Annotated in this window: 16 protein-coding genes; all 16 read right to left on the bottom strand. The window is 54.7% G+C overall.

Translation table 11 applies throughout. The features are described from left to right. Positions 1–4: 4 nt before the first annotated feature. The 16 genes from mreD to LJ739_RS15350 all read right to left on the bottom strand — a co-directional run bounded on the left by mreD (position 5) and on the right by LJ739_RS15350 (position 19,968). A complete protein-coding gene (gene mreD, locus LJ739_RS15425) occupies positions 5–481 on the bottom strand; it encodes a rod shape-determining protein MreD (protein WP_229161963.1) in 477 nt (158 codons plus the stop codon). Then, a complete protein-coding gene (gene mreC, locus LJ739_RS15420; protein ID WP_229161960.1) occupies positions 478–1,338 on the bottom strand; it encodes a rod shape-determining protein MreC in 861 nt (286 codons plus the stop codon). The genes mreD and mreC overlap by 4 nt, the downstream gene beginning before the upstream one ends. Before the next feature lie 150 nt (positions 1,339–1,488). Further along, on the bottom strand, positions 1,489–2,532 hold the full coding sequence (locus LJ739_RS15415) for a rod shape-determining protein (RefSeq protein WP_229161958.1): 1,044 nt from the start codon (positions 2,530–2,532) through the stop codon (positions 1,489–1,491). 250 nt (positions 2,533–2,782) lie between these two features. Next, the gene (locus LJ739_RS15410; protein ID WP_229161956.1) at positions 2,783–4,660 is read right to left on the bottom strand and encodes an SUMF1/EgtB/PvdO family nonheme iron enzyme; all 1,878 of its coding nucleotides are present in this window, start codon (positions 4,658–4,660) and stop codon (positions 2,783–2,785) included. 221 nt (positions 4,661–4,881) lie between these two features. Then, positions 4,882–10,743 carry a LamG domain-containing protein gene (locus tag LJ739_RS15405; protein WP_229161954.1) on the bottom strand — a complete coding sequence of 1,954 codons (5,862 nt, stop codon included), beginning with the start codon at positions 10,741–10,743 and terminating at the stop codon, positions 4,882–4,884. After that, the gene (locus LJ739_RS15400) at positions 10,740–11,144 is read right to left on the bottom strand and encodes a hypothetical protein (protein WP_229161952.1); all 405 of its coding nucleotides are present in this window, start codon (positions 11,142–11,144) and stop codon (positions 10,740–10,742) included. The genes LJ739_RS15405 and LJ739_RS15400 overlap by 4 nt, the downstream gene beginning before the upstream one ends. A 10-nt stretch (positions 11,145–11,154) precedes the next feature. Beyond that, positions 11,155–11,997 carry a PulJ/GspJ family protein gene (locus LJ739_RS15395; RefSeq protein ID WP_229161950.1) on the bottom strand — a complete coding sequence of 281 codons (843 nt, stop codon included), beginning with the start codon at positions 11,995–11,997 and terminating at the stop codon, positions 11,155–11,157. After that, complete coding sequence (locus LJ739_RS15390) at positions 11,997–12,617, bottom strand: type IV pilus modification PilV family protein (RefSeq protein ID WP_229161948.1); 621 nt, start codon at positions 12,615–12,617, stop codon at positions 11,997–11,999. Before LJ739_RS15390 ends, LJ739_RS15395 begins: the two co-directional genes overlap by 1 nt. Then, positions 12,577–13,098 (bottom strand): pilus assembly FimT family protein, encoded by a 522-nt coding sequence (locus LJ739_RS15385; RefSeq protein ID WP_229161947.1) that lies wholly within the window; start codon positions 13,096–13,098, stop codon positions 12,577–12,579. The genes LJ739_RS15390 and LJ739_RS15385 overlap by 41 nt, the downstream gene beginning before the upstream one ends. Positions 13,099–13,134: 36 nt before the next feature. Beyond that, positions 13,135–13,692, bottom strand: a complete 558-nt coding sequence (locus LJ739_RS19155) for a prepilin-type N-terminal cleavage/methylation domain-containing protein (RefSeq protein WP_324254911.1) — start codon at positions 13,690–13,692, stop codon at positions 13,135–13,137. 111 nt (positions 13,693–13,803) lie between these two features. Further along, positions 13,804–14,406 (bottom strand): prepilin-type N-terminal cleavage/methylation domain-containing protein, encoded by a 603-nt coding sequence (locus LJ739_RS15375; protein ID WP_229161945.1) that lies wholly within the window; start codon positions 14,404–14,406, stop codon positions 13,804–13,806. A 15-nt stretch (positions 14,407–14,421) separates the two neighbouring features. Next, entirely contained in the window at positions 14,422–14,952 is a 531-nt protein-coding gene (locus LJ739_RS15370) for a hypothetical protein (protein WP_229161943.1), read from the bottom strand. After that, entirely contained in the window at positions 14,945–16,177 is a 1,233-nt protein-coding gene (locus LJ739_RS15365) for a type II secretion system F family protein (protein ID WP_229161941.1), read from the bottom strand. The genes LJ739_RS15370 and LJ739_RS15365 overlap by 8 nt, the downstream gene beginning before the upstream one ends. Then, positions 16,164–17,927, bottom strand: coding sequence for a GspE/PulE family protein (locus LJ739_RS15360; RefSeq protein ID WP_229161938.1), 1,764 nt, complete (start codon positions 17,925–17,927; stop codon positions 16,164–16,166). The genes LJ739_RS15365 and LJ739_RS15360 overlap by 14 nt, the downstream gene beginning before the upstream one ends. Further along, positions 17,924–19,063 (bottom strand): tetratricopeptide repeat protein, encoded by a 1,140-nt coding sequence (locus tag LJ739_RS15355; RefSeq protein WP_229161937.1) that lies wholly within the window; start codon positions 19,061–19,063, stop codon positions 17,924–17,926. The genes LJ739_RS15360 and LJ739_RS15355 overlap by 4 nt, the downstream gene beginning before the upstream one ends. Continuing rightward, positions 19,060–19,968 (bottom strand): ExeA family protein, encoded by a 909-nt coding sequence (locus tag LJ739_RS15350; protein ID WP_229161936.1) that lies wholly within the window; start codon positions 19,966–19,968, stop codon positions 19,060–19,062. Before LJ739_RS15350 ends, LJ739_RS15355 begins: the two co-directional genes overlap by 4 nt. Position 19,969 lies beyond the last annotated feature (1 nt).

Genomic DNA, 19,969 nt, shown 5'->3' with positions numbered 1-19,969 from the left:
CCTGTTAAGAAATGCGGAATTGGCGACGCACTTTGCGTAGCAACAAGAACAGCCACGGCCAGATCAACATGGAGGTAAACACTGGCCACAAATACGTAAACAGGAAGTTTACATCGGTCAGCAAATGCTGCAGCCAGAACACCAGCAAATGATACAAAGCGGCCAGAATGCCGATCACAACCGCTTGCTGCCAGACCGAATAGTTGCGTAGACGCTGATAGTTGGCTGCCAGCACAAAAATACACACACACATCGCGAAACTGTGGATGCCGATGGCGGTGCCGAGCAATATGTCGAGCACCAGGCCGACCAGAAACGCCACCCCCACGTTAACCCGGTTGGGCAACGCCAGGGTCCAGTAACCCAGCACCAACAACACCCAATCCGGGCGTAATTGATCGGCCAACGGCGGCATCGGTGTCACCTGCAACACCAAAGCGACGATGATGGACAAAAAGATGGTGTAGTGACGCAACTTCATGATTCACCCTGACCATCAAAAACAGGTTGTACCGGCGCATCACTGGGCCACAGCAGCAACAAGTACTTTAACCGGTCCAGTTGCGCCATTGGCCGTGCACGTACCTGGGCAAAGGGTCGCGACTCGTCGCGCACAATGGAGGTGATTTTTGCCGCCGGATAACCTTCCGGAAACACATTGCCTAATCCCGAGGACACCAGCTCGTCGCCAACCTGGATATCGGCACTGTGCGGTACATGTTCCACAAACAGTTCATCCAGTTGCCCGGAACCACTGGCTACCAGGCGTACATTGTTGCGTGCGATCCGTAACGGGATGGCATGGGTGATGTCGGCAATCAACAAGACACGACTGGTGGTGGTGCCGACTTCCATGATCTGTCCAACGATGCCTTTGTCATCAAGCACAGACTGGCTTTCATAGACGCCATGAATGGCGCCTTTATCAATCACAATCTGGTGACTGAAGGGGTTATTATCGACCGCCATCAGTTCGGCCACCATGATCTGGGCATCTGGTCGCACTGGCGATCCCAGCAAGGTGCGCAGACGATCATTTTCCGATTTCAGCAGCTCGAATCGCTGCAACTTCTCCTGCATGCGCGCCGCTTGCAGGGTAAGCCGCGCATTTTCAGCCACCAGTTGTTGGTGAGAAACCAGGCGATTGGCACTGGCACTGAGCATTTGACCGGGCAGACTGGCCAGGTACTGGATAGGACTGACCAATGAATTGAGGTAAACCTTAACGGCGGCAAAACCATCCAGACGATGGTCAACCAGGATCAGCAGAATGGAAAGGCACAGGGCCAATACGGTGCGATGAGGTAGCGACGGCCCCCGTGTAAACATGGTGTTCATTGTGCATCACCCGCCACTTCAACAGGGCTTCGCGGTTGCATCAGCGTGTTCGGCGTAAAAACGTCAACTGCCATAGCGATAACCCTGTACTCCCCCAACTGTGTATCGTCACATCACCGCCACCCATGGGCGGTGATGCGTGTTCAGTACTTATTCGTAGCTGAACAAGTCGCCTCCGTGTAAATCAATCATTTCAAAGGCTTTACCGCCACCCCGAGCAACACAGGTCAGCGGGTCATCGGCAATCACAACCGGAATACCGGTTTCTTCCATCAATAACCGATCCAGATCTTTCAGCAGCGCACCACCACCGGTCAGCACCATACCTCGCTCCGAGATATCTGATGCCAATTCAGGGGGGGATTGTTCCAGCGCAACCATCACCGCTGACACAATACCGGTCAGTGGTTCCTGCAACGCTTCCAGAATTTCATTGCTGTTAAGGTTGAAGCCACGAGGTACACCTTCAGCCAGATTGCGGCCCCGCACTTCGATTTCTTTCACTTCCTCACCCGGGTACGCGGCGCCAATTTCATGCTTGATGCGCTCTGCGGTTGCTTCACCAATCAGTGAACCAAAATTACGTCGGATGTAGTTGATGATGGCTTCATCAAATTTATCACCACCAATGCGCACTGACGAAGAATACACCACACCGTTCAATGAAATGATCGCTACTTCGGTAGTACCTCCACCGATATCCACCACCATCGAGCCGGTGGCTTCAGATACGGGCAATCCAGACCCGATGGCGGCCGCCATTGGCTCATCAATCAGGTACACTTCGCGGGCACCGGCACCCAGCGCAGATTCACGGATGGCTCGGCGCTCTACCTGTGTTGAGCCACACGGAACACACACTAACACCCGCGGGCTGGGACGCAGGAAATTATTGTCATGCACTTGTTTGATAAAGTGCTGAAGCATCTTTTCAGTCACATAGAAGTCCGCGATAACGCCGTCTTTCATGGGACGAATGGCTTTGATGTTGCCGGGTGTACGACCCAGCATCTGCTTGGCTTCATGACCTACAGCAGCAACACTTTTTGGCCCACCGGCACGTTCTTGTCGGATCGCCACAACGGAAGGTTCATTCAGAACTATGCCCTGATCTTTGACATAGATGAGTGTATTTGCTGTTCCGAGGTCGATTGACAAATCGTTGGAGAACATGCCTCGAAGCTTTTTAAACATGGCGTGACCGCGTCCTGTGATAGATAAAATGGGTATCCGCTAACTTTACCAATGCCCCTGCTGATCGGCAAGTGAACAGGGGCTTTGATGGTATAAAAAGCCACTTAAAAGTATCATTTTTGTCGACTTCGTGAGCAGATCGCGCAAAAACCTTAAAATTGTTGGCATTTTATCCCTATGCCGGGCCGATCGCTGGCACAAAAAACCCGGCACAAGTGCCGGGCTGATATTTACATTGGCAGCGCGGGGCTTACTGTTCTCTGACCACGCGGAAACCGATATAGTTCGAACGGAAGCTGGCATCCAGTTCCATGCGGGTGGAAACCCGCGCTAACCGTGGCGCAAAGTTCCATGCGCCACCACGCACGACGCTACCGCTTTGAACGCGATTGCTGTTGGTCCATTCCCACACATTACCGACAGTGTCGTACAACCCAAAGCCGTTGCGCTCGAATGATGCAACCGGTGCTGCGCTGACGTTTGACCAGTCGCTACCACACCAACCGCAGTTGGCATTGTCAGTACCGACGCCCTCACCCCACCAGTAATCGGTCTCTTTGCCGGCACGGGCAGCGTATTCCCACTCTACTTCAGACGGCAAACGGTAGGTATGGCCACTGGCTTCAGACAACCAGTCTGCATAGGCCTGAGCATCGTTAACACTGATGCACACCACCGGGTGATTTTCGCTTTGCATATAGCCAGGAGCACGCCAGTTGCGCTGCGCCTCGAACACGGCCTTGCCATTGTCGTAATAGGCACAACCCTTGTCCTGTTCGGCTTCTGTGACATAACTGGTAGCTTCCACAAACGCCTGGAACTGACCAACGGTGATTTCGTTTTCTGATACGCCATAGGAGTAGCTCAATTCCTGGGTCGTCACCGGTCGCTCATTATCAAGGCCGACACCGCTGATATCACCCATGCGGAAATTGCCCGCAGGAATGACCACCAGGTTTGGTCCAGGCAGGTCACCGGCGAGGATATCCTGAATGCGTTCACCTTTGGCAAAGGTATATTTGGCACGCTCCAGTTCCACTCGCAGGGTCTGGTTTTCTTTTAACATCACAGACTGGCGGTAAGGCTCATAGCCCCGTTTAACCACTTCAACGTCATGCTCACCGGCAGGCAGCATGATTTGCAGACGGGTAGAACCGTAGCTGACACCGTCGATGAACACTTCATCATCGAACACATTGGAGCGTACGATTAACTCATGCATCACCGACTCGTCGGTAGACACAGCAGCAGGCACGGCCACAGGATCGGTATCCGCCACCGCGCTATCCGAGTCCAGCACACAATAACGCTCGTCCAGACCCAGCAAGTGACAACCTTCGTTACGCTTGAGGTTACCCTGCAGTTGCACGTTCAACTGTACGTTAAAATTGCCCATACCGGAGAAGTTGCTGTCGACCACTTCACTGCGCAGTACCTGCACATAACCATCGGAAGAGGCTCGACGACGTTCTGCTTCTACGGATTCACTGAGGCTTTCATAAATGGCATCGAGGAAACGCTTGGAGGCTTTTTGCTTGGCGAGGTTCTTGCCACGCTCCATACATTTGTTCAGGGTTTCGTCTCGGTCACAGGCAATGTTGTGCGCAACAGAGACCGATTCTTTCTGATTAAATTCGCGGTACAGACGGTCAACCCTGGCCGTATTCAACAATTCCTTTAACCCTTCCAGGGTATTCAGCAAGCTGTGTTTGGACACCTGCAGTTGTTCCACTTCGCGTAACTTGGCCTGCCATGCATTGTATTTATCAGTGATGGCATCTTTGATCAGTTTGTGTTCACGCACCGCATTCTGATAATTCTTCTGCACCAGGGTGATATCCAGCGACGGATCTTCCACCATTTTTTCGTATTGAAGATTCATCTCAATCAGCGCAGTCTGGCGGTCCACTTCAGCCAGTGAAGCGTTTTCGCGCAGTTCTTCGAGTTCCGACTCCAACGTACCCGCAGCGGCAGTCTCTGCAGCCAGGTTGTCGTTGTAGTTTGCATACTCCGATTGTTTCTGCGCGATTTGCTGCTCGATTTCGGGCACCGACAAATCGGCTGCCAATGCAGCCGGGGCACTCAGTGAAACAGCGACGGCCAGAGCCAAGTGTGCTAATCGATTCATTATTCGGTTCCAAACTTTTTGCCAAACGGCATACAGCGTTTTGTTGTTATCGTATGGGTGACAAGCATATTGCCAGAGCCTGAAAAAAACCATGTGCTTATTTTCACACTAATCTTCTATGCTATTGAGTTGACACAAAAAGCGCAAGCGTTCTGTCCCGGGAATGGGCAAAAACCTGTCCTGTCCGGCCAAGTGCATGGTCAGGCAGCGCGCAAACCGACTCAGAACGTTTCCCGCCAATGTATGACCCGATCATTGCCACGGTACTGCCCAAAGGATAGCAGAGCAGACGGTCGGTCAATGGTTTCGCTGCTACAGCCCGGCTGGGTGCTGTGATTACAGATCATACCATCACCGTTCCAGTCAAAATTAAGGTAATCATCCCAGGTTTCGCTGCCATCCGCATAGGGGTTAATGCTCAACAATGCCTGCCCCTGTTGGGGTACCCCTGCTACCACCGGATGATTGACGTGAATACCCTGCTGCGCCACGCTCTGGCCATTGTAAAGGCGCAAATCTGTACGGGCCAAATCAACACTGGTCCAGGCACTGACGTCCCGGTAGTCGGACGTACCCGGCGGTTCACTCATTCGGTACTGAGCGGCTGTCCAGGCCAGCGCGCTGCATTGTTCATCGGTGTTGAGCTGCCAGGACTGATCAATACGGTGCTCTATGCGCAGCGGCACCAGCAAGTCGCGGGTTTCGGGTCCGTAGGCATTGTCCAACACCAGCCGCCCACTGCGCAGCTCTGTGCCGGTGAACGCACTGGCCGGTGAGAAGCCCTGACACGCATCGGTGGTGTAGTCCCCCCCTTGTCCGTGGTAGCAAATCGGATTGGCCGGGTCGAAGCGATCATCAGTCAACATTTCTTTGGACCAGGTGAGGGTCACTTCGCCGTCGTGAGGCGGTAACGGTTGCACCGGTTGCGCATAACTGATCCTGGCGTCATCCATGGTGATCACCAACGTGCCGAAGCGTCCGGTGGGTTCAGTGAAACTAAATGACGGGGTGCTGGCAAACCCAACCTGCCAACCGGCGGGATCCACTTCGCCCTGTTCAGTCAGTTTCGGCGTGTCATCCTGCCACAGTATCTGAGCGGCGCTGGCATTTTTGGCCCAATCCCAGTCATTCCGGCTGTCGCGATAGTTGCCCATCTGCTCACCCGCGGCATTTTTGGCCAGCATCACCAGCTTCGGCGTGGCCGACAAACCGATGGACTGACCGTAATAACTGAAGCTGTTGCTGACATCACAGTAAGGAACCAGTGACGGGTGACGGTCCGCATTGGAGGCTCGCCAGGCGGCACTGAAATACGCCGGTACGAAGCGCCCCAATGTCTGACTTGCAGGCGCCCCGCCAATCAGATGGCCATGATAATCGGCATCCTGAACCGAAAGCTGCAGCGTGTCGGCTTCGTTGTACGTCGCACTGCCATTACGGTATTCACCATCACTAAAGGCTAGAGCGACATCCTGCCACGCAGGTGATGCAGAGCTGGTGACCAATGTGCCGATATTCAGTTTGCCCGGCAGCAAGCCGCCGATGTCCTGCTGCAATTTAAGCTGCAACTGACCGGGCCGATAATTCGGCAGCACGCTACCGTCACTGCCTTTGGCCTGGATGACTAGGGTGAAAGGCTCACCTGCGACGCTACCATTGGCAGCAACGGTCTGGCTGATATCCAGCGATGCCGGGTAAACCACAAAACGACTGACACCAGACTCAATCGTGACATTGCCGGTATCTGTCGCGATGTCAGTGCTGGCAGCCAGACTGATCTCACCCGCATCGGCATAGGCCAGGCCGGTCACGTCGGCATAGCCGTTGCTGTCAAACGTCAGCGACACCGGGTTGGCGTCGGCCAAGGCAACCCCGTTAACGGTCAGCGGTGTCTGGCAAACATCAGGATCGCTGCACTGTTGGGTCAGGGTGACCGTGTGGCTGCCCTCAACCAGCGCAGTACACACACCTTGTTCATCTTTCACCGCGCGCAAGGACACCCCATCAAACGGCGTTTCTGCCACCTGATCGCCAAGCGGCTGGCCTGGCGTCTGCGAGAACCATTCAAAGGCGGCATCGGTAAACTCAAAACGACAGCTTTGTACGGCCCCTTTGTGGCACTGGTATCCTGGTACGGTGAACGCCGCCGGAGACGTGCTGCTCAATCCCAGCTCCAGGGTTTCCGCTACATCGTGATTCACCAACACCGTTGCCTGACCGGAGGAGAATGACAACACCTGGTTAAACGGCGCCAGGGTAACATTGACACTGCTTTCGAATAACGTATCGCAATCGGCATCCGCACACGCCCGCACCGTGAACGACTCGGCCTCGCAGGTCAGACCGATCCCGTCGTGAAGGATTTCAAAATGATCCACCAGCGCACAGGGCTCTGCCGCATCCATGTCCTCGGTCACCTGGGTGGCGTCCTGCGCGAAGGCATAGAACCGCACCTCATCAAATTCCCCCTCGGCCGAATGATGAGTGCCCAGACTGCGCACATAACTGCTGCGGCTATCGCCAATGTACACTGTATCCACATCACCGAGCGTGCCGTTCAGTCCGAGGCTGGTATTCTGTGCCAGCAGTGCACCGTTGACGAACAGCCACATGCTGTCGGTGGTCAGGTCCCAGGCAATCGCGATGTGCACCCACTCCCCCGCAGCATAGGTCAATCCGCCGGCATTCAGTTGGGCATCGGCATCATCGCTGTCTTCGAGGGCAAACTCCAGCTCGCCGCCCGCCAGGGTGAGATAAAAATATTTGCTGGTGACATCAGAAGATGCGTCGAGCAATTGTCGCGCGGTGCTATCACTCCAGTCCAATGCACTGCGATACCAAAACGACAAGGTGCCACGACCACCCTGATCATTGATATCAATATGGGTATCCATCGCATCCACCGTGGTATCGCTGTTTGCCGGCACGTCCATCACCTGGCACGCCACCTGTTGGGATGGAAATAACGGACTGACATCACCCAGATTCGAGCCATCCCGGGTATTGCCGCTGGTATCCAGTATGGGCCGGGTGCCCGACCAGCTGTCTTGTTCAAAGCCGTACAACGCCAGCACGTCGGTGTCACAATTGATGCAGGAGTAGGATGGTTGCTGATACAGTGCGGTCACTTTATCGGCGCTTATCTGACTGGCAAAAAAGCGAATGTCATCCAGTTCACCGTAAAAGAAATCGCGTAAATCCGGGGTGTTTTTGTTGTTATTCTGGGTAGTCCAGGCATTGGCACCGAACACGATGTCTTCCTGGTTGCCTTCCAGTCCGCCACGGAAACTGGCTTTGCTGCCGACCAGCTCCCCGTCGAGGTACAGCTCCATCCCGCGCACACCCCAACTGTACACCAGGTGATACCAGCGATTGCTTTGCACCAGATTACTGACACTGATGTCATTGCTGGTGTTGTCACTCTGATGGCGAACCCGGATGGCGCCGTTATTCTGCACCCAGATGGTCAGGTGACCACCACCGCCAAAGGTATCAGCGTCACGTGAGAATAATGCCTGCCCCCCTTGTCCGGTATGGCTGTTAAAGGTCACATCGGCGCTATTAAACCACAGTGAAATCGCCCCGTTCGGGGTTTCATAAGCGCCCTGGTAAGGCATCAACAAATGACCGGTATCCCCGTCCAATACGCCGGATTGGCAATACTTGCCATCCTGATTCAAGCTGGCGCCACCGACCGTCTGGCCGTGATAGGCGCTGACAATATCGGTGACCTCGTCACTGCTGCCATCGACACTGCACAGATCCAGTGGCCAATGGGCAATCAATTCGTCGGTCTGCTGACACACCAGACAATCGTAGGGACTGAGAGCGCGAAGGCTTTGTACCTGATCGACCGTGAGTTGCTGATCATACAGACGCACGTCATCCAATTGACCGAGGAAATGATCCCGTAAGTCTGCCGGTGACGCTTCGCCATTGCCGGTTTGCCAGCCGTTGGAACCGAGCACCACCGGTTCAGGATTGCTCACCAGGCCACCGGTAAACCCGCTGACACTGCCGACCAGGTTTCCATCAATGTAAAGTTGCATGCCGGCAGGTCCGAAGGTGTATACCCAGTGATGCCACTGTTCGGATTGCAGCACGCCGTTGTTGGAATAAATGATGTAACTGTTATCCGCATCATCCTGGTGGCGCACCACTGCCGCGCCGTTGCCGTCCAACCAGAAGCCGAGGTGATAGCCGCCAAAATCGGTGCCGGTAGAATCTTTGGAAAAAATCCCCTGGCCACCCGTAGAGTAGTCATTGTTGTGTGTAAGGTCCGGCGTTTTTAACCACAGTGAAATACTGCCTTGTGGCAACGCAAATACGGCATTGTGAGGGATCAGAATATGCTGACCGGTACCGTCAAATTCACCTGACTGACAATAACGGCCACTGGATGAAATGGTTGCACCATCGACCGTCTGACCGTCTGCACTACCTATCACGTCTTCAATTTCGCCAACACTGCCATCCACACTGCAAACATCCATCGGCCAGTGCGCAACCGGTGCAGGCAGAGGATCAGTGCACGACGGCGGATTACTGGCATCGGCCTGGATCTCGCTGCTGCTGCGCACATAATTGTAAATCCTGGCTTCATCGAACTCGCCATTGGCGGAATTGTCGGTGCTGCGTTGCACAAAGTAGCCGCTGCGATTATCTCCCCAATACAAGGTGCTCATATCGCCCAGCACGTTGGTCAGGTTACTGTCACTGACCGTGGTGGTGCGATTGGTGCCGGGCCGGTTGGCATACAACTGAATGCGCCGGTTGGGCAAATCCCACACCGCCGTGATCAATACCCATTCCTGGGCTGCAAAACTCAGACCGGTCAACCGGGCAAACACGCCACGGTCGAGGTCATCTTCGATGCCAAACTCCAGCACACCACCGGCCAGACTGAGGTAAAAATGCTTATCCAGGTCTGGGACCTGATTGGAGGCATCAAATAACTGGCGGGCTGTGCTATTCGACCAAGCCAACTGGCTGCGGTACCAGAACGAAATACTGCCGGTGTTACCCACATCGTTGATATCCACCTGTGAGTCCACCGCATCCTGGGTCGTTGTGGTGTTCGAGGGCACCGACAAGACCGAACAAGTACCGCCACTGTACTGCACCGGTGAAACCCCACCCACCGGAGAGCCATGGTTGTCGTTACCGGAAGAATCCAATACCGAACCGGCCCCCAACCAGTCTGCTTCTTCAAAATCGTAACGGGCGACCAGACTCGTCTGGGCAATACACAAGGCGCCATAATTGGCGCCGCTGACAGCAGCAGGTTGATATTTGACAATTGACTCACTGTTCAGCGTCGCGCTACCTGCAGTCAGCGCGCCGGACAGGTAACTGGCAGACACCAGATTGGCCGCCCCCTGGCTATAAACCAAGCCTGATACGGTAGCCAGGTTGTTCATGGTCAGGTTGCCATAGGTGTATAGCACCAGTTTACTGGCATCACCGTCGGCAAAGTAATTGCTGCTATTGATCCGGGTCGCAAAGGGCAAGGTCAAAGTACTGTTGTTAACAAACACCGTCGCGGTGCCGGTACCGACCACGTTGAACACCACTTCGGAGCTCATGCTCAAATCATTGAACCAGTAGGTCTGTCCGGCGCGCAGGTACACAATGCTCTGATAGCCGATGTACAGGGAATTGAAATAGTAAGTTGTATGATTGGCACTGAAATACAGCGCGGTTTTTTGCCCGGTTGCCACATTGCGATAGGCAGAATAGTCATAGGAACCAAATTGTGCAGCCCGGTTGTTGCCGATGTACGCATCAACCGCACTGGCATGGGTCTGGAACGGACCCGGTGAAAAGCTGTTCAGGCCACCGGTAACAGCCGCGGAACAATCAGCCGTGGTACAGGTATAGCGTGTCGAGCCAGCGTTTTGGGTAATGTTGTTGGTGTCCAGTATGTTGTCGGGACTGCCAATCAGACGGGCGTTGTAGCCAAAATGGATCGCGCCGGTGCCGGTGGTGGACAACCCATCAGGAAAATTCACCTGACAACTCTGCGCCAAGGCGCTTTGCCACCCCGACAGCATTACCATGAGCACCGCCAACACCGTTCTCATTGCGCCACCACCGTATCAACCATCAAGCGACGCTGGGTGTAGATCTCGCCAACCTGACATGAGCCGGTACTGACGAAACGCAGAAACACTTCGTTGTCATAGGTTTGCAGGGCACATCGGGACACGGCCTGACAGCCTTGCAGGCCGGAGGAGGCATCAAACACCTCGTTGATTTCCTGACAACTGGCGACGCTGCCATCCAGTGGAAAGGCGTTGACCATACTGGCTTCCAGCACTGACTGGGCCGCCTGACGGGCCTTCAGGCCGTAAACTTCGTACACGGTATTGGTACTGGAGGTAGTGAGTAGTTGCAGCGCGGCAAGACCAAGAAAGGCGAGTACCGTTATCACAAAAATAGCCATCACCAACATGCTTCCATGTTGAGTACGAGCACTTTGCATAGGTCGGCTACTATGGCGCATTGGGTAAGTGTACCTCATTGTTAAAGGTAATCACCTCTGCGTCTCGCCCGAAACGCAGCCGCACCAGCGCCAGGGCGCTGCGGGTCAGGGTTGCCGGCACCACCCTGAACGGGTCATCGCTACTGCTGCCCGCCGCTGCAGACAATTGATTGACCAGATTTTCAGCCATCAGCACACCACCGTCAACCGCCTGAAGTTGTGGCTGCACGGCATTCACCCCATAGCCACTGAAACGTCGCACGCTGCCATCGGCCAAGGCGCAGTAGCTGACCGGCTGATTGATCACAAACAGTCGCTGACTGGGAGACCCCTGAGGAAACGAGGCAGTGTCTGCAAAGGTTAGGGTGACTTTGCCACCGACCGGTGCCGAAACACTATCAATCGCCACGGATTTGTCCGAGGTCTCATACACATCACTGGCAACCAAGGGGTACACAATTGCCTGATCCCCAACCTGCAAGGTATAAGGTGGCGGCACCAGAGTGTCCAGTGCGGTCACATACGCCACCTCAGCTTCTGTGCCTGTGTCCGGAGCCACCGGCAAGGTAAAGTAATAGGTGCTCCAGCGTATCGGCATAAACTCCAGACAGTGCCCGTTACTATTGCCGGTCACCCGCAGGCTATTGGGCAATGCAGTACGAATTTCCCGGTTCAGCCGCTCGACCAGAAAACGGCTGTCGGACAATAATTGATCGCGCTGAGTGACATCAACAAACACACGAGTACCCAAACGGGTGAAATTGACCATACCTAAGCCAACCACAGCAAGGATCACAATCACTGTCACCAACTCGATAAGCGTAAATCCCCCTGAACCCGCTCTGATGGTCATCAGAAATTGCTCCGGTATTGACTAAAGGTCAGTTCGTCACCGTTAGGCAGGGTGATCAGCACATCCACCCGTTTGCTGTCCTGAAACCGCTCGGGCGCAGGAAGTTCGGCATAAAACTGTCCGGCATAGGAAACGGTTATTTCCGCACGAAAGCCTGCATACAGTTGACGACCATCCAATACAATCGATTCCCCCAGTGCATTGGTAAAGCTGCCGGGCAGATTGTAGTCCAAGACAAAATTGTGATAATCGTCCACATCATCAAACGCGTCCCGCGTCCCTTCTTCCGCACCGAGTACAGCGCTGCAGGCAATTTCACCGTCGGCAACAAGTAACTCACCGTCCTGGTTAATGTCTTCGTTGCAGCGAACCTGGGAGCCGTTGGCATAGCTGTTTTCGTCATACGCCTTGGCGGTGATTTCATCAAACAATGATTGGGCCAGCTCCGTCGCGCGCACTTGCATTATGGGATCAGCACTGCGCCTGGCCTGAGGAGCGAGGAAACTGATAATCGTGGTCAGGGCGATGGCAAAAACAATGATGCCAATCACCAATTCAATCAAGGTAAACCCTCGTGACTCAGCACGCATGGATGTAGCCTTGTGCTTCAATACAGACATTCACATCCCGTTCCCCACGCACTGTAATCACGACCTCACTGCCACAGGCATTGCCAGCGACGATGGGGCAACCCATGGGTGAGAAGCGCACGTAAGGAACATCGCCGATCAACCGAATACCATCGGCGGTTAATTGGGCATTACTGGTGCTGAGGGATTCGACCGTTTGCGCCGCACTGATCTGCACAGAACAGCTGTCTGCAACATTGGCTGCACTGGTATCGGAAAAGTCACTGATGGGCGGACCAAACGCCGAGGCGTTGCCAGTCCGCACGGTCAGTTGAAAACACAGCGCACTGTTGGTGTGCTGCATGGCACGCAACTGCACAGCCCGCAACGCACTGATCAACTTGCCTTGATACACGGCTTCGCTAAACCCTCCCTTGCCCAGCAAGCGAGGGGCCACTGTGACCACCAAGATGGCCAATAGCACCATCACGGTGATCAATTCAATCAGTGTAAATCCCTTGAGATGCCTCACAGTCAACATCCTTGGGCTAACGGAGCCGAATGCGCGTTAGCAGCTACCACCTACAATCGTAATCGTCGGTAATGCATTTGCTGCCTGAGCCTCTGTGTAAAGTACATGGCAACTGGCACCGTCTTCAGCAACAATTGAAAAATCAACGCCCTGCCCGGCACCCACAACTTTGCCCGCAGGATATATCGCAAATGTTTCGTCTGCCGGGCTTGCCACAGCAGCCGCACCAGTGCCTTCCACCAGGGTCCAATCGCCCGCAGACAAATCTACCCAGGCAGCAAGGCTGGCCGCATCGGTATCATCAGCATCCGGGTAACCAAATTCAGTTTCCACCCGTACCCCTGAAATTTCAACGTCGTCGGTACGGGTTGCTGCCTGATCCGCCGCATTGGCATTGGCCTGTTCGCCCTCTATCGCTGACTTTGCATAAACCAGTTGCGAACCACCTTGCAAAGCAGCAGCAACACCTTCCAGCGTTGCACGGCTCGCATCCGATTGCAGATTAATGAAACGCGGCGCAGCCGTGACCGCCAAAATCCCCAAAATCACGATCACGATGATCAGTTCAATTAATGTAAAACCACGTTGTTGCATGTTGTTATCCTCACGTAAGTGATAGTTTTTATTTCCCTGAATTTGTCCTGTGCCTCACCCCTTGAGTGCACCGTATTGCCGTGGGTCGGTGGCCTATGTCACCGGCCCTTATCAGTTGTTACTGAAAATGATCACCTGACCGATACGCGGATCATAAATAAACCCATTGCCCGATGTATTGTCGGTGGGTTCGGCGACCTGGTTTTTAACCGTCCGGGTCAGGTAGTAGTAACACAAATCGTTGCCACCAGAGCCGTTGCCATCAGTGGCGCGGGTGAAGTAACGGTAATCGTCAAACGGCCGTTGCGCCCAGTCTGAACTGATGGTGGGTGCACTTTGCATGATCAGATTGAAAATGCTCTCACAGTCGAGGTCCACCAGGCTGTCGTCCTCACTGCTACCGTCGTTATCCAGGTGGCCGGTAGGAAAACCCGTGTCTTTATCCACGCCAATCGGGATCCCTTCGATGGTGACGAAGGTTTCATTGGTGGCCTGGTTCTCAGACGGGCGACCTTCAATCTCCCATTGCGCCCGCACCAACCCCACACCGGTGGCAAATCCACCGCCCACGCCCTCGACGGTGGCATCTTCAGCATCTTCCGTCACATCCAGCAACCGAGGCAGTGCCGTGGCCGCCAGGATCCCCAGCACTACCACCACAATCACCAGCTCGATCAAGGTAAATCCGTTTCGTTTTATACCTGCGTGCTCCATCTCCCTCTCCCGTGATTAGTCTTTGACCTGGCTAACCGCACCAGTAAAAATGTGATATTCAAAATAAGGTCCCACTGACAACCGGAAACGACAACGAGCATCCAGCGCCTGATCCGATTGTTGAACCCCGTCGAAGTACTCGGCGAACACCTTAAACCCTTCGATCTCCAGCGGTAAGTTCAGCACCATGCCCCACAACTGCTCACAGCCCTGGCTGGACGGTTCCGTGCGTGGCCAACCGAGGTGACTCATGCGAATGGGTCGGCGATCGGTTTCAATCAATTCCGCCTCGTTATCCAGGCGCGGTTCATAATGTTTCAACATCACAATTTGTGGACGGCCCTCCGCCTGCCACTGCCAGTGAGCATTGACCACGCTCTTGGCAAACTGGTCGGCAAGATTGACCAGTGTCTGACGCTTGTAGTCCGGTTCATAGCGGTTGAAATACACAATCGCCGATACCATCAGCGTGACAAACACTGCCAACACCGCCAATTTGCCCATCAAGGTGCGTGCGCTTTCCTGTCCGGCTTCAAATTTATCCACTGGTCGTCCCCCTGTAGGCGCCCATCATGTCCCACATCGGCGTAAAGATACCCAGCGCCAGTACCAGTACCATCCCCGCTACAATGACAATCAGCAAGGGCTCTATCCTGGCCGTCAGGCTTTTCAGGTCGTAATCCACTTCGCGCTCATAGTAGTCGGCCACTTCGGTCAGTAACTCGTCGACCCGGCCGGTTTCTTCACCGACATTGATCATCTGCAGCACCAGCGGCGTGAACAAACCACTAGCTGAGGCCACACGGGACAAGCTTTCACCCTTTTCAATGTTGCGCCGCATACCGATAATCCTGTCCGCCATGTAGTGATTATCCACCGCATCGGCGACCAGATTTAAGGCGGTGGTCAACGGAATACCGGCGGTGATCATCATCGAAAAGCTACGTGCAAATCGCCCCAGCAGGGTACGTTCAAAAATACTGCCTACCGCGGGTAGCATTAATTTGCGCCGATCCCAACGATAACGGCCCTGAGCACTGGCCAGGTATCGACGCCCTGACCAAATGCCAAACAATAACGTGGCGAGCATATACGGCCAGTAATTGACAAAAAACGCTGACATGCCGAGCAGGAATTGGGTCATGGCGGGCAATTCCGCATTGAATTTGTTGAACATGCCGGCAAACACCGGGATCACTTTGAGGTTCAGGATCACCATCGCGATGGCGATCGCCACAATCACAAAAATCGGGTAACGGGTGGCGGCTTTTATCTGCTTGCGGGTTTCCTGTTCACGCTCAAGATAACGGGCCAGTTGCAGAAACGCTTCATCCAGCTTACCGGTATTTTCCCCCACGTGAACGACACTGACAAACAGCGGACTGAACACCTCGGGATGCTGATGCAAGGCGGAAGAAAAACCGCGGCCACGTTCCAATTGGTCGGCCACATCTTCCAGCGCCAGCCGCATACGCTTGGCACTGCTACTGTGGGCAAGCCCGTTGACGGCGCGTAAAATGGGTATGCCGGATTTGGTCAGCGAATACATCTGCCTTGCGAAAATCACCAAATCGTCCAGGCTGACACGGGGCGTCCACCAGTGAATGCCGGACTGTTGCGCCTGCTCATCTTCGCTGCGCAATTCAATGGTTAATGGTGTAATACTGCGATTCAGCAGCACTTTGGCCACCGCATCGGCATCCGCGGCTTCAATCGCCCCGGTGGTGAGGTTGCCGTTGGCATCCCTGGCACTGTACTTATACATCGCCATGGGTCACCTCGTCCGGCTCGTCACTGTCGTCTTTGGCTTTGGGTGCGACCACTTCTGACACCATCTCCACCAATCGCAGCACTTCTTCTACGGTGGTCACACCAAGCTTGGCGTAACTCAACGCGACATTCGACAACGGCGCGTATTGTGGGCTGTTTTGCGCAGCATGGCTGAACGCCGCCGTATCACCGGCCTTCAATGCGTCCATCATGCTCTCGGTCATTTCCAGCAGTTCAAATACGCCGACACGGCCACGGTAACCGGTCTGGTTGCAATTCTGACAGCCGCTACCCCGCTTAAACTGCATCTGGCCGACGTTGGCATCCAGGTGACTCAACCAGAACACTTCTTCTTCTGAGGGGGTGTAGGTTTCTTTGCAATTATCACAGATCCGCCGCACCAGCCGTTGTGCCACGATGGCGCGCAGTGAACTGGCGACCAGGTAACCCGGCGCGCCCATGTCCAGCAATCGGATTGCGCTGCTGATAGCATCATTGGTATGTAACGTCGACAACACCAAGTGACCGGTAAGGGCGCCACGCAGGCCAATCTCAACCGTCTCGGTGTCACGCATCTCCCCCACCATGATGATGTCGGGATCCTGGCGTAACGTGGTTCTCAATACATTTGAAAAGGTCAGATCGATGCGCGGATTAACCTGAACCTGATTGATCCGTGGCAAGCGGTATTCCACCGGGTCTTCCACCGTGATGATTTTCTTTTCCGGTTGGTTCAGCTCGCTAAGCGCCCCATACAGGGTAGTGGTTTTACCCGAACCGGTCGGTCCGGTGACCAGGATCATACCGTGTGGTCGGGTCAACAGGGTGCGTAAACGGCGCAACATCGGCAATGGCATGCCGGTTTGTTCGAGGGTCAGAATGCCCGCCGATTGATCGAGCAATCGCATCACCACCGACTCGCCAGACTGCACCGGCATGGTCGACAAACGGACATCAATCACATGACCTTTAATGCGTATCTGGGTACGGCCGTCCTGAGGCAGACGCTTCTCGGAAATGTCCAGACCACACATGAGCTTGAGGCGCAGTACCAGTGCCGACGCGATGTTCTTTTCCCGGATCAGGTTTTCCTGTAACAGGCCATCGACACGCATGCGGATACGCAGCATCCCTTCATCGGGCTCCAGGTGGATGTCTGATGCTTTGGCTTGCACCGCATCCTCGAATATCGATTGCAACAGTCGCGCAACCGCTGTGTCCTGCTCGTCTTCAAGCCCGCCGAGCAAGTCAAAATCGCTTTCCTCGTTGTATTCCTCGGCCAATTCCTGGGCGAAAGATGCGATTTCTTCGGTGCGCCGGTAAAAATGGTCGAACGCCTCGAGTAACTGAGATTCACTGGCTACCGCCAGTTTTATCGGCTTAGGCAACAGGTCGCTCAGGGTATCCACTGCGGCCAGGTCCGCCGGATCGCTCATCGCCACCAGCATGTGGTCACCGCTGTCTTCGATAACCAGCGCCCGGTAGCGTCGTGCCTGCACTTCGGGCAACAGCTTCACATGCTCCAAACGAATACGGCTGCTGGGGATATCAATCAATGGCACCTTCAGGTGCTGGGATAAAAAGCTCAACAGTTCCTGTTCACTGACAATCCCCTGCTCAACCAACACATGGCCGAGTTTACGCCCCGATGCTTTCTGGGCGGTGAGTGCCTGCTCAAGCTGCTGTTGGTTAATGATGTGGTTTTGTAGCAGCAGGTCACCGAGACGGATTTTCTGTTTGGGCTGATTCATGAGCCGCCCTCCAGCACACCGATGCGTTGATCAACAAACGACATCAATGCATCTGACAAACTGTGTTGCTGCTGCAATATCCGGTATTCGCTCAGCGCAGTGTGATTTTTACCTGCACGTTCCAGCGCGATGGCCAGCCCCAGGCGCCAACTGCTGTTATCCGGTGCGTAGCGGACCAGATACTGATAGTCCTGCAATGCGGTGGTGTTGTCCTGCTGCCGAGCTGCAAGTGCTGCGCGCAAGGCCAACATCTGAGGTGATGGACCACTGGTCGCTGGTGCTTCTTTCAACAGCGCCAGCGCTTGTTGCTGATCGTTTTGTTGCACATACAACCGCGCCAGCATGGTACGGATGTCGTCGTGTTCCGGCGCTTGTGCAAGCCCCTGTTGCAAGACATCCCGCGCCTGCGCCACCTGGCCGTTGGCAAACTGCAACGCCGCCAGTTGCTTGCGTGCCTTGCCGTTACCGGGCGTAATCTTCAGCCATTGCTGCAATACCAGCATCGCGCCTGCATCATCCCCTTCCGCCAGCGCCAGTTCGACTTGCTGCTGAAAATCCATCACCGACACACCTGCGCTACTCGAAGCCACGGACATTGTGCCGTCCTCTTCCTCGGGCAGCGCGTTGCTTTGTTCCGTCGTCTGTTCATCCGCTCTCTTCGGAGCAGTCTCGTTAATCGTCATGTCCGAGGATGGCGTGGTTACCGACGCCGGTTGCTCACGAGTGGACAGGTCGGTTTGCGGCTGGGTCATTGGGGTAGCTGCCACGCCCAATGACACCCGTCGTTCAGGGTTCATCGACGGACTTGGCGCCGCTTCGTTCGACTGGGGATTGAGGACGGTATCGTCTTCGACGACTTCAGCCTGAGGCTGGGCTTGGTTCACCACTGGCGCAACAGCAGTGTCAGCGCTGTGTGTTGATTGCGGTGATGATGACGTCGTTGCTGGACTTGCCGGCTCGGGTGCACCATGGCCTTGCCACCATAGCCACGCCACCACCATCATAAGAATGATCACTAAACTGCCGAGTATCCAGGTCTTACCCGAACCACTGCGGGGTGGACGGTATTCATTGTCAGGGATTTGTCCGTTTTGACGCTGCTCGAGATCCTGCAGCATTTTGTTCACCACACTCATGCGCCATACCTCGCATAAGCCAGGTACAAGGCGCCGGCACTGAGCAACACCAGACCTGCAATCAGCAGCCGCTGCCAATGGCTTGATGCCACCGAATGGGCTGCTTCAGTATCTTTGATGGCCATGGCAACGTGTTTGCGATCCACGCCGCTCTTTCCTTCCCCAAACGCCAACATCAGGCACTTGTGACATAACACATTGACCACCCGGGGGGTGCCGCGACTGGCGGCAAACAATACCTTGCATACCGCCGGAGAAAACAGATCCTGGCCACGATAACCAGCCACCCGCATACGGTGCTGCACGTATTGATGAACCTGATGGGAGTCCATCAGTTTCAGGGTATAGGAAAACGTGATCCGCTGTTTGAGCTGGCGCAATTCGGGCAAGCCCAACTTGTCATCCAACTCAGGCTGACCAAACAGGACAACTTGCAGCAGTTTGCGGGATTCGGTTTCCAGATTGGTCATCAGGCGCAACGCTTCAATGCTTTCAACCGGCAGGGCCTGCGCCTCATCGATGATCAACACCACGGCTTTTTGCTGTTGGTGCAATGCGATCACCTGTTGCTGAATGCGTTGGGTAAACTCCTGCTGGTCGGCACCATCGGTCAGTTGCACACCCAACTCCCCTGCCACCGCGCGGCGCAACTCGGCGGGGGAAAGGTACGGATTGGGAATATAGGCCGTAACAAAATTGTCCGGCAACTCATTCAGCAGCTTTCGGCAGATCAGGGTTTTACCCGTGCCCACTTCACCCGTAACCTTGATAAACCCTTCACCGGTCTTAAGCGCGGTCATCAGGACATTCAAGGCTTCTTTATGACTGGGCAATGCAAAGTAATAGCTGGTATTCGGGGTCAGCGTAAACGGTAGCTCTTTGATGCCGAAGTGGTACAGGTACATG

The organism is Fluctibacter halophilus, assembly GCF_020687825.1.
Lineage (GTDB): Bacteria > Pseudomonadota > Gammaproteobacteria > Enterobacterales > Alteromonadaceae > Fluctibacter > Fluctibacter halophilus.
Note: the sequence above shows the minus strand (reverse complement) of the source record. Positions and strands in the feature narration are given on the sequence as shown.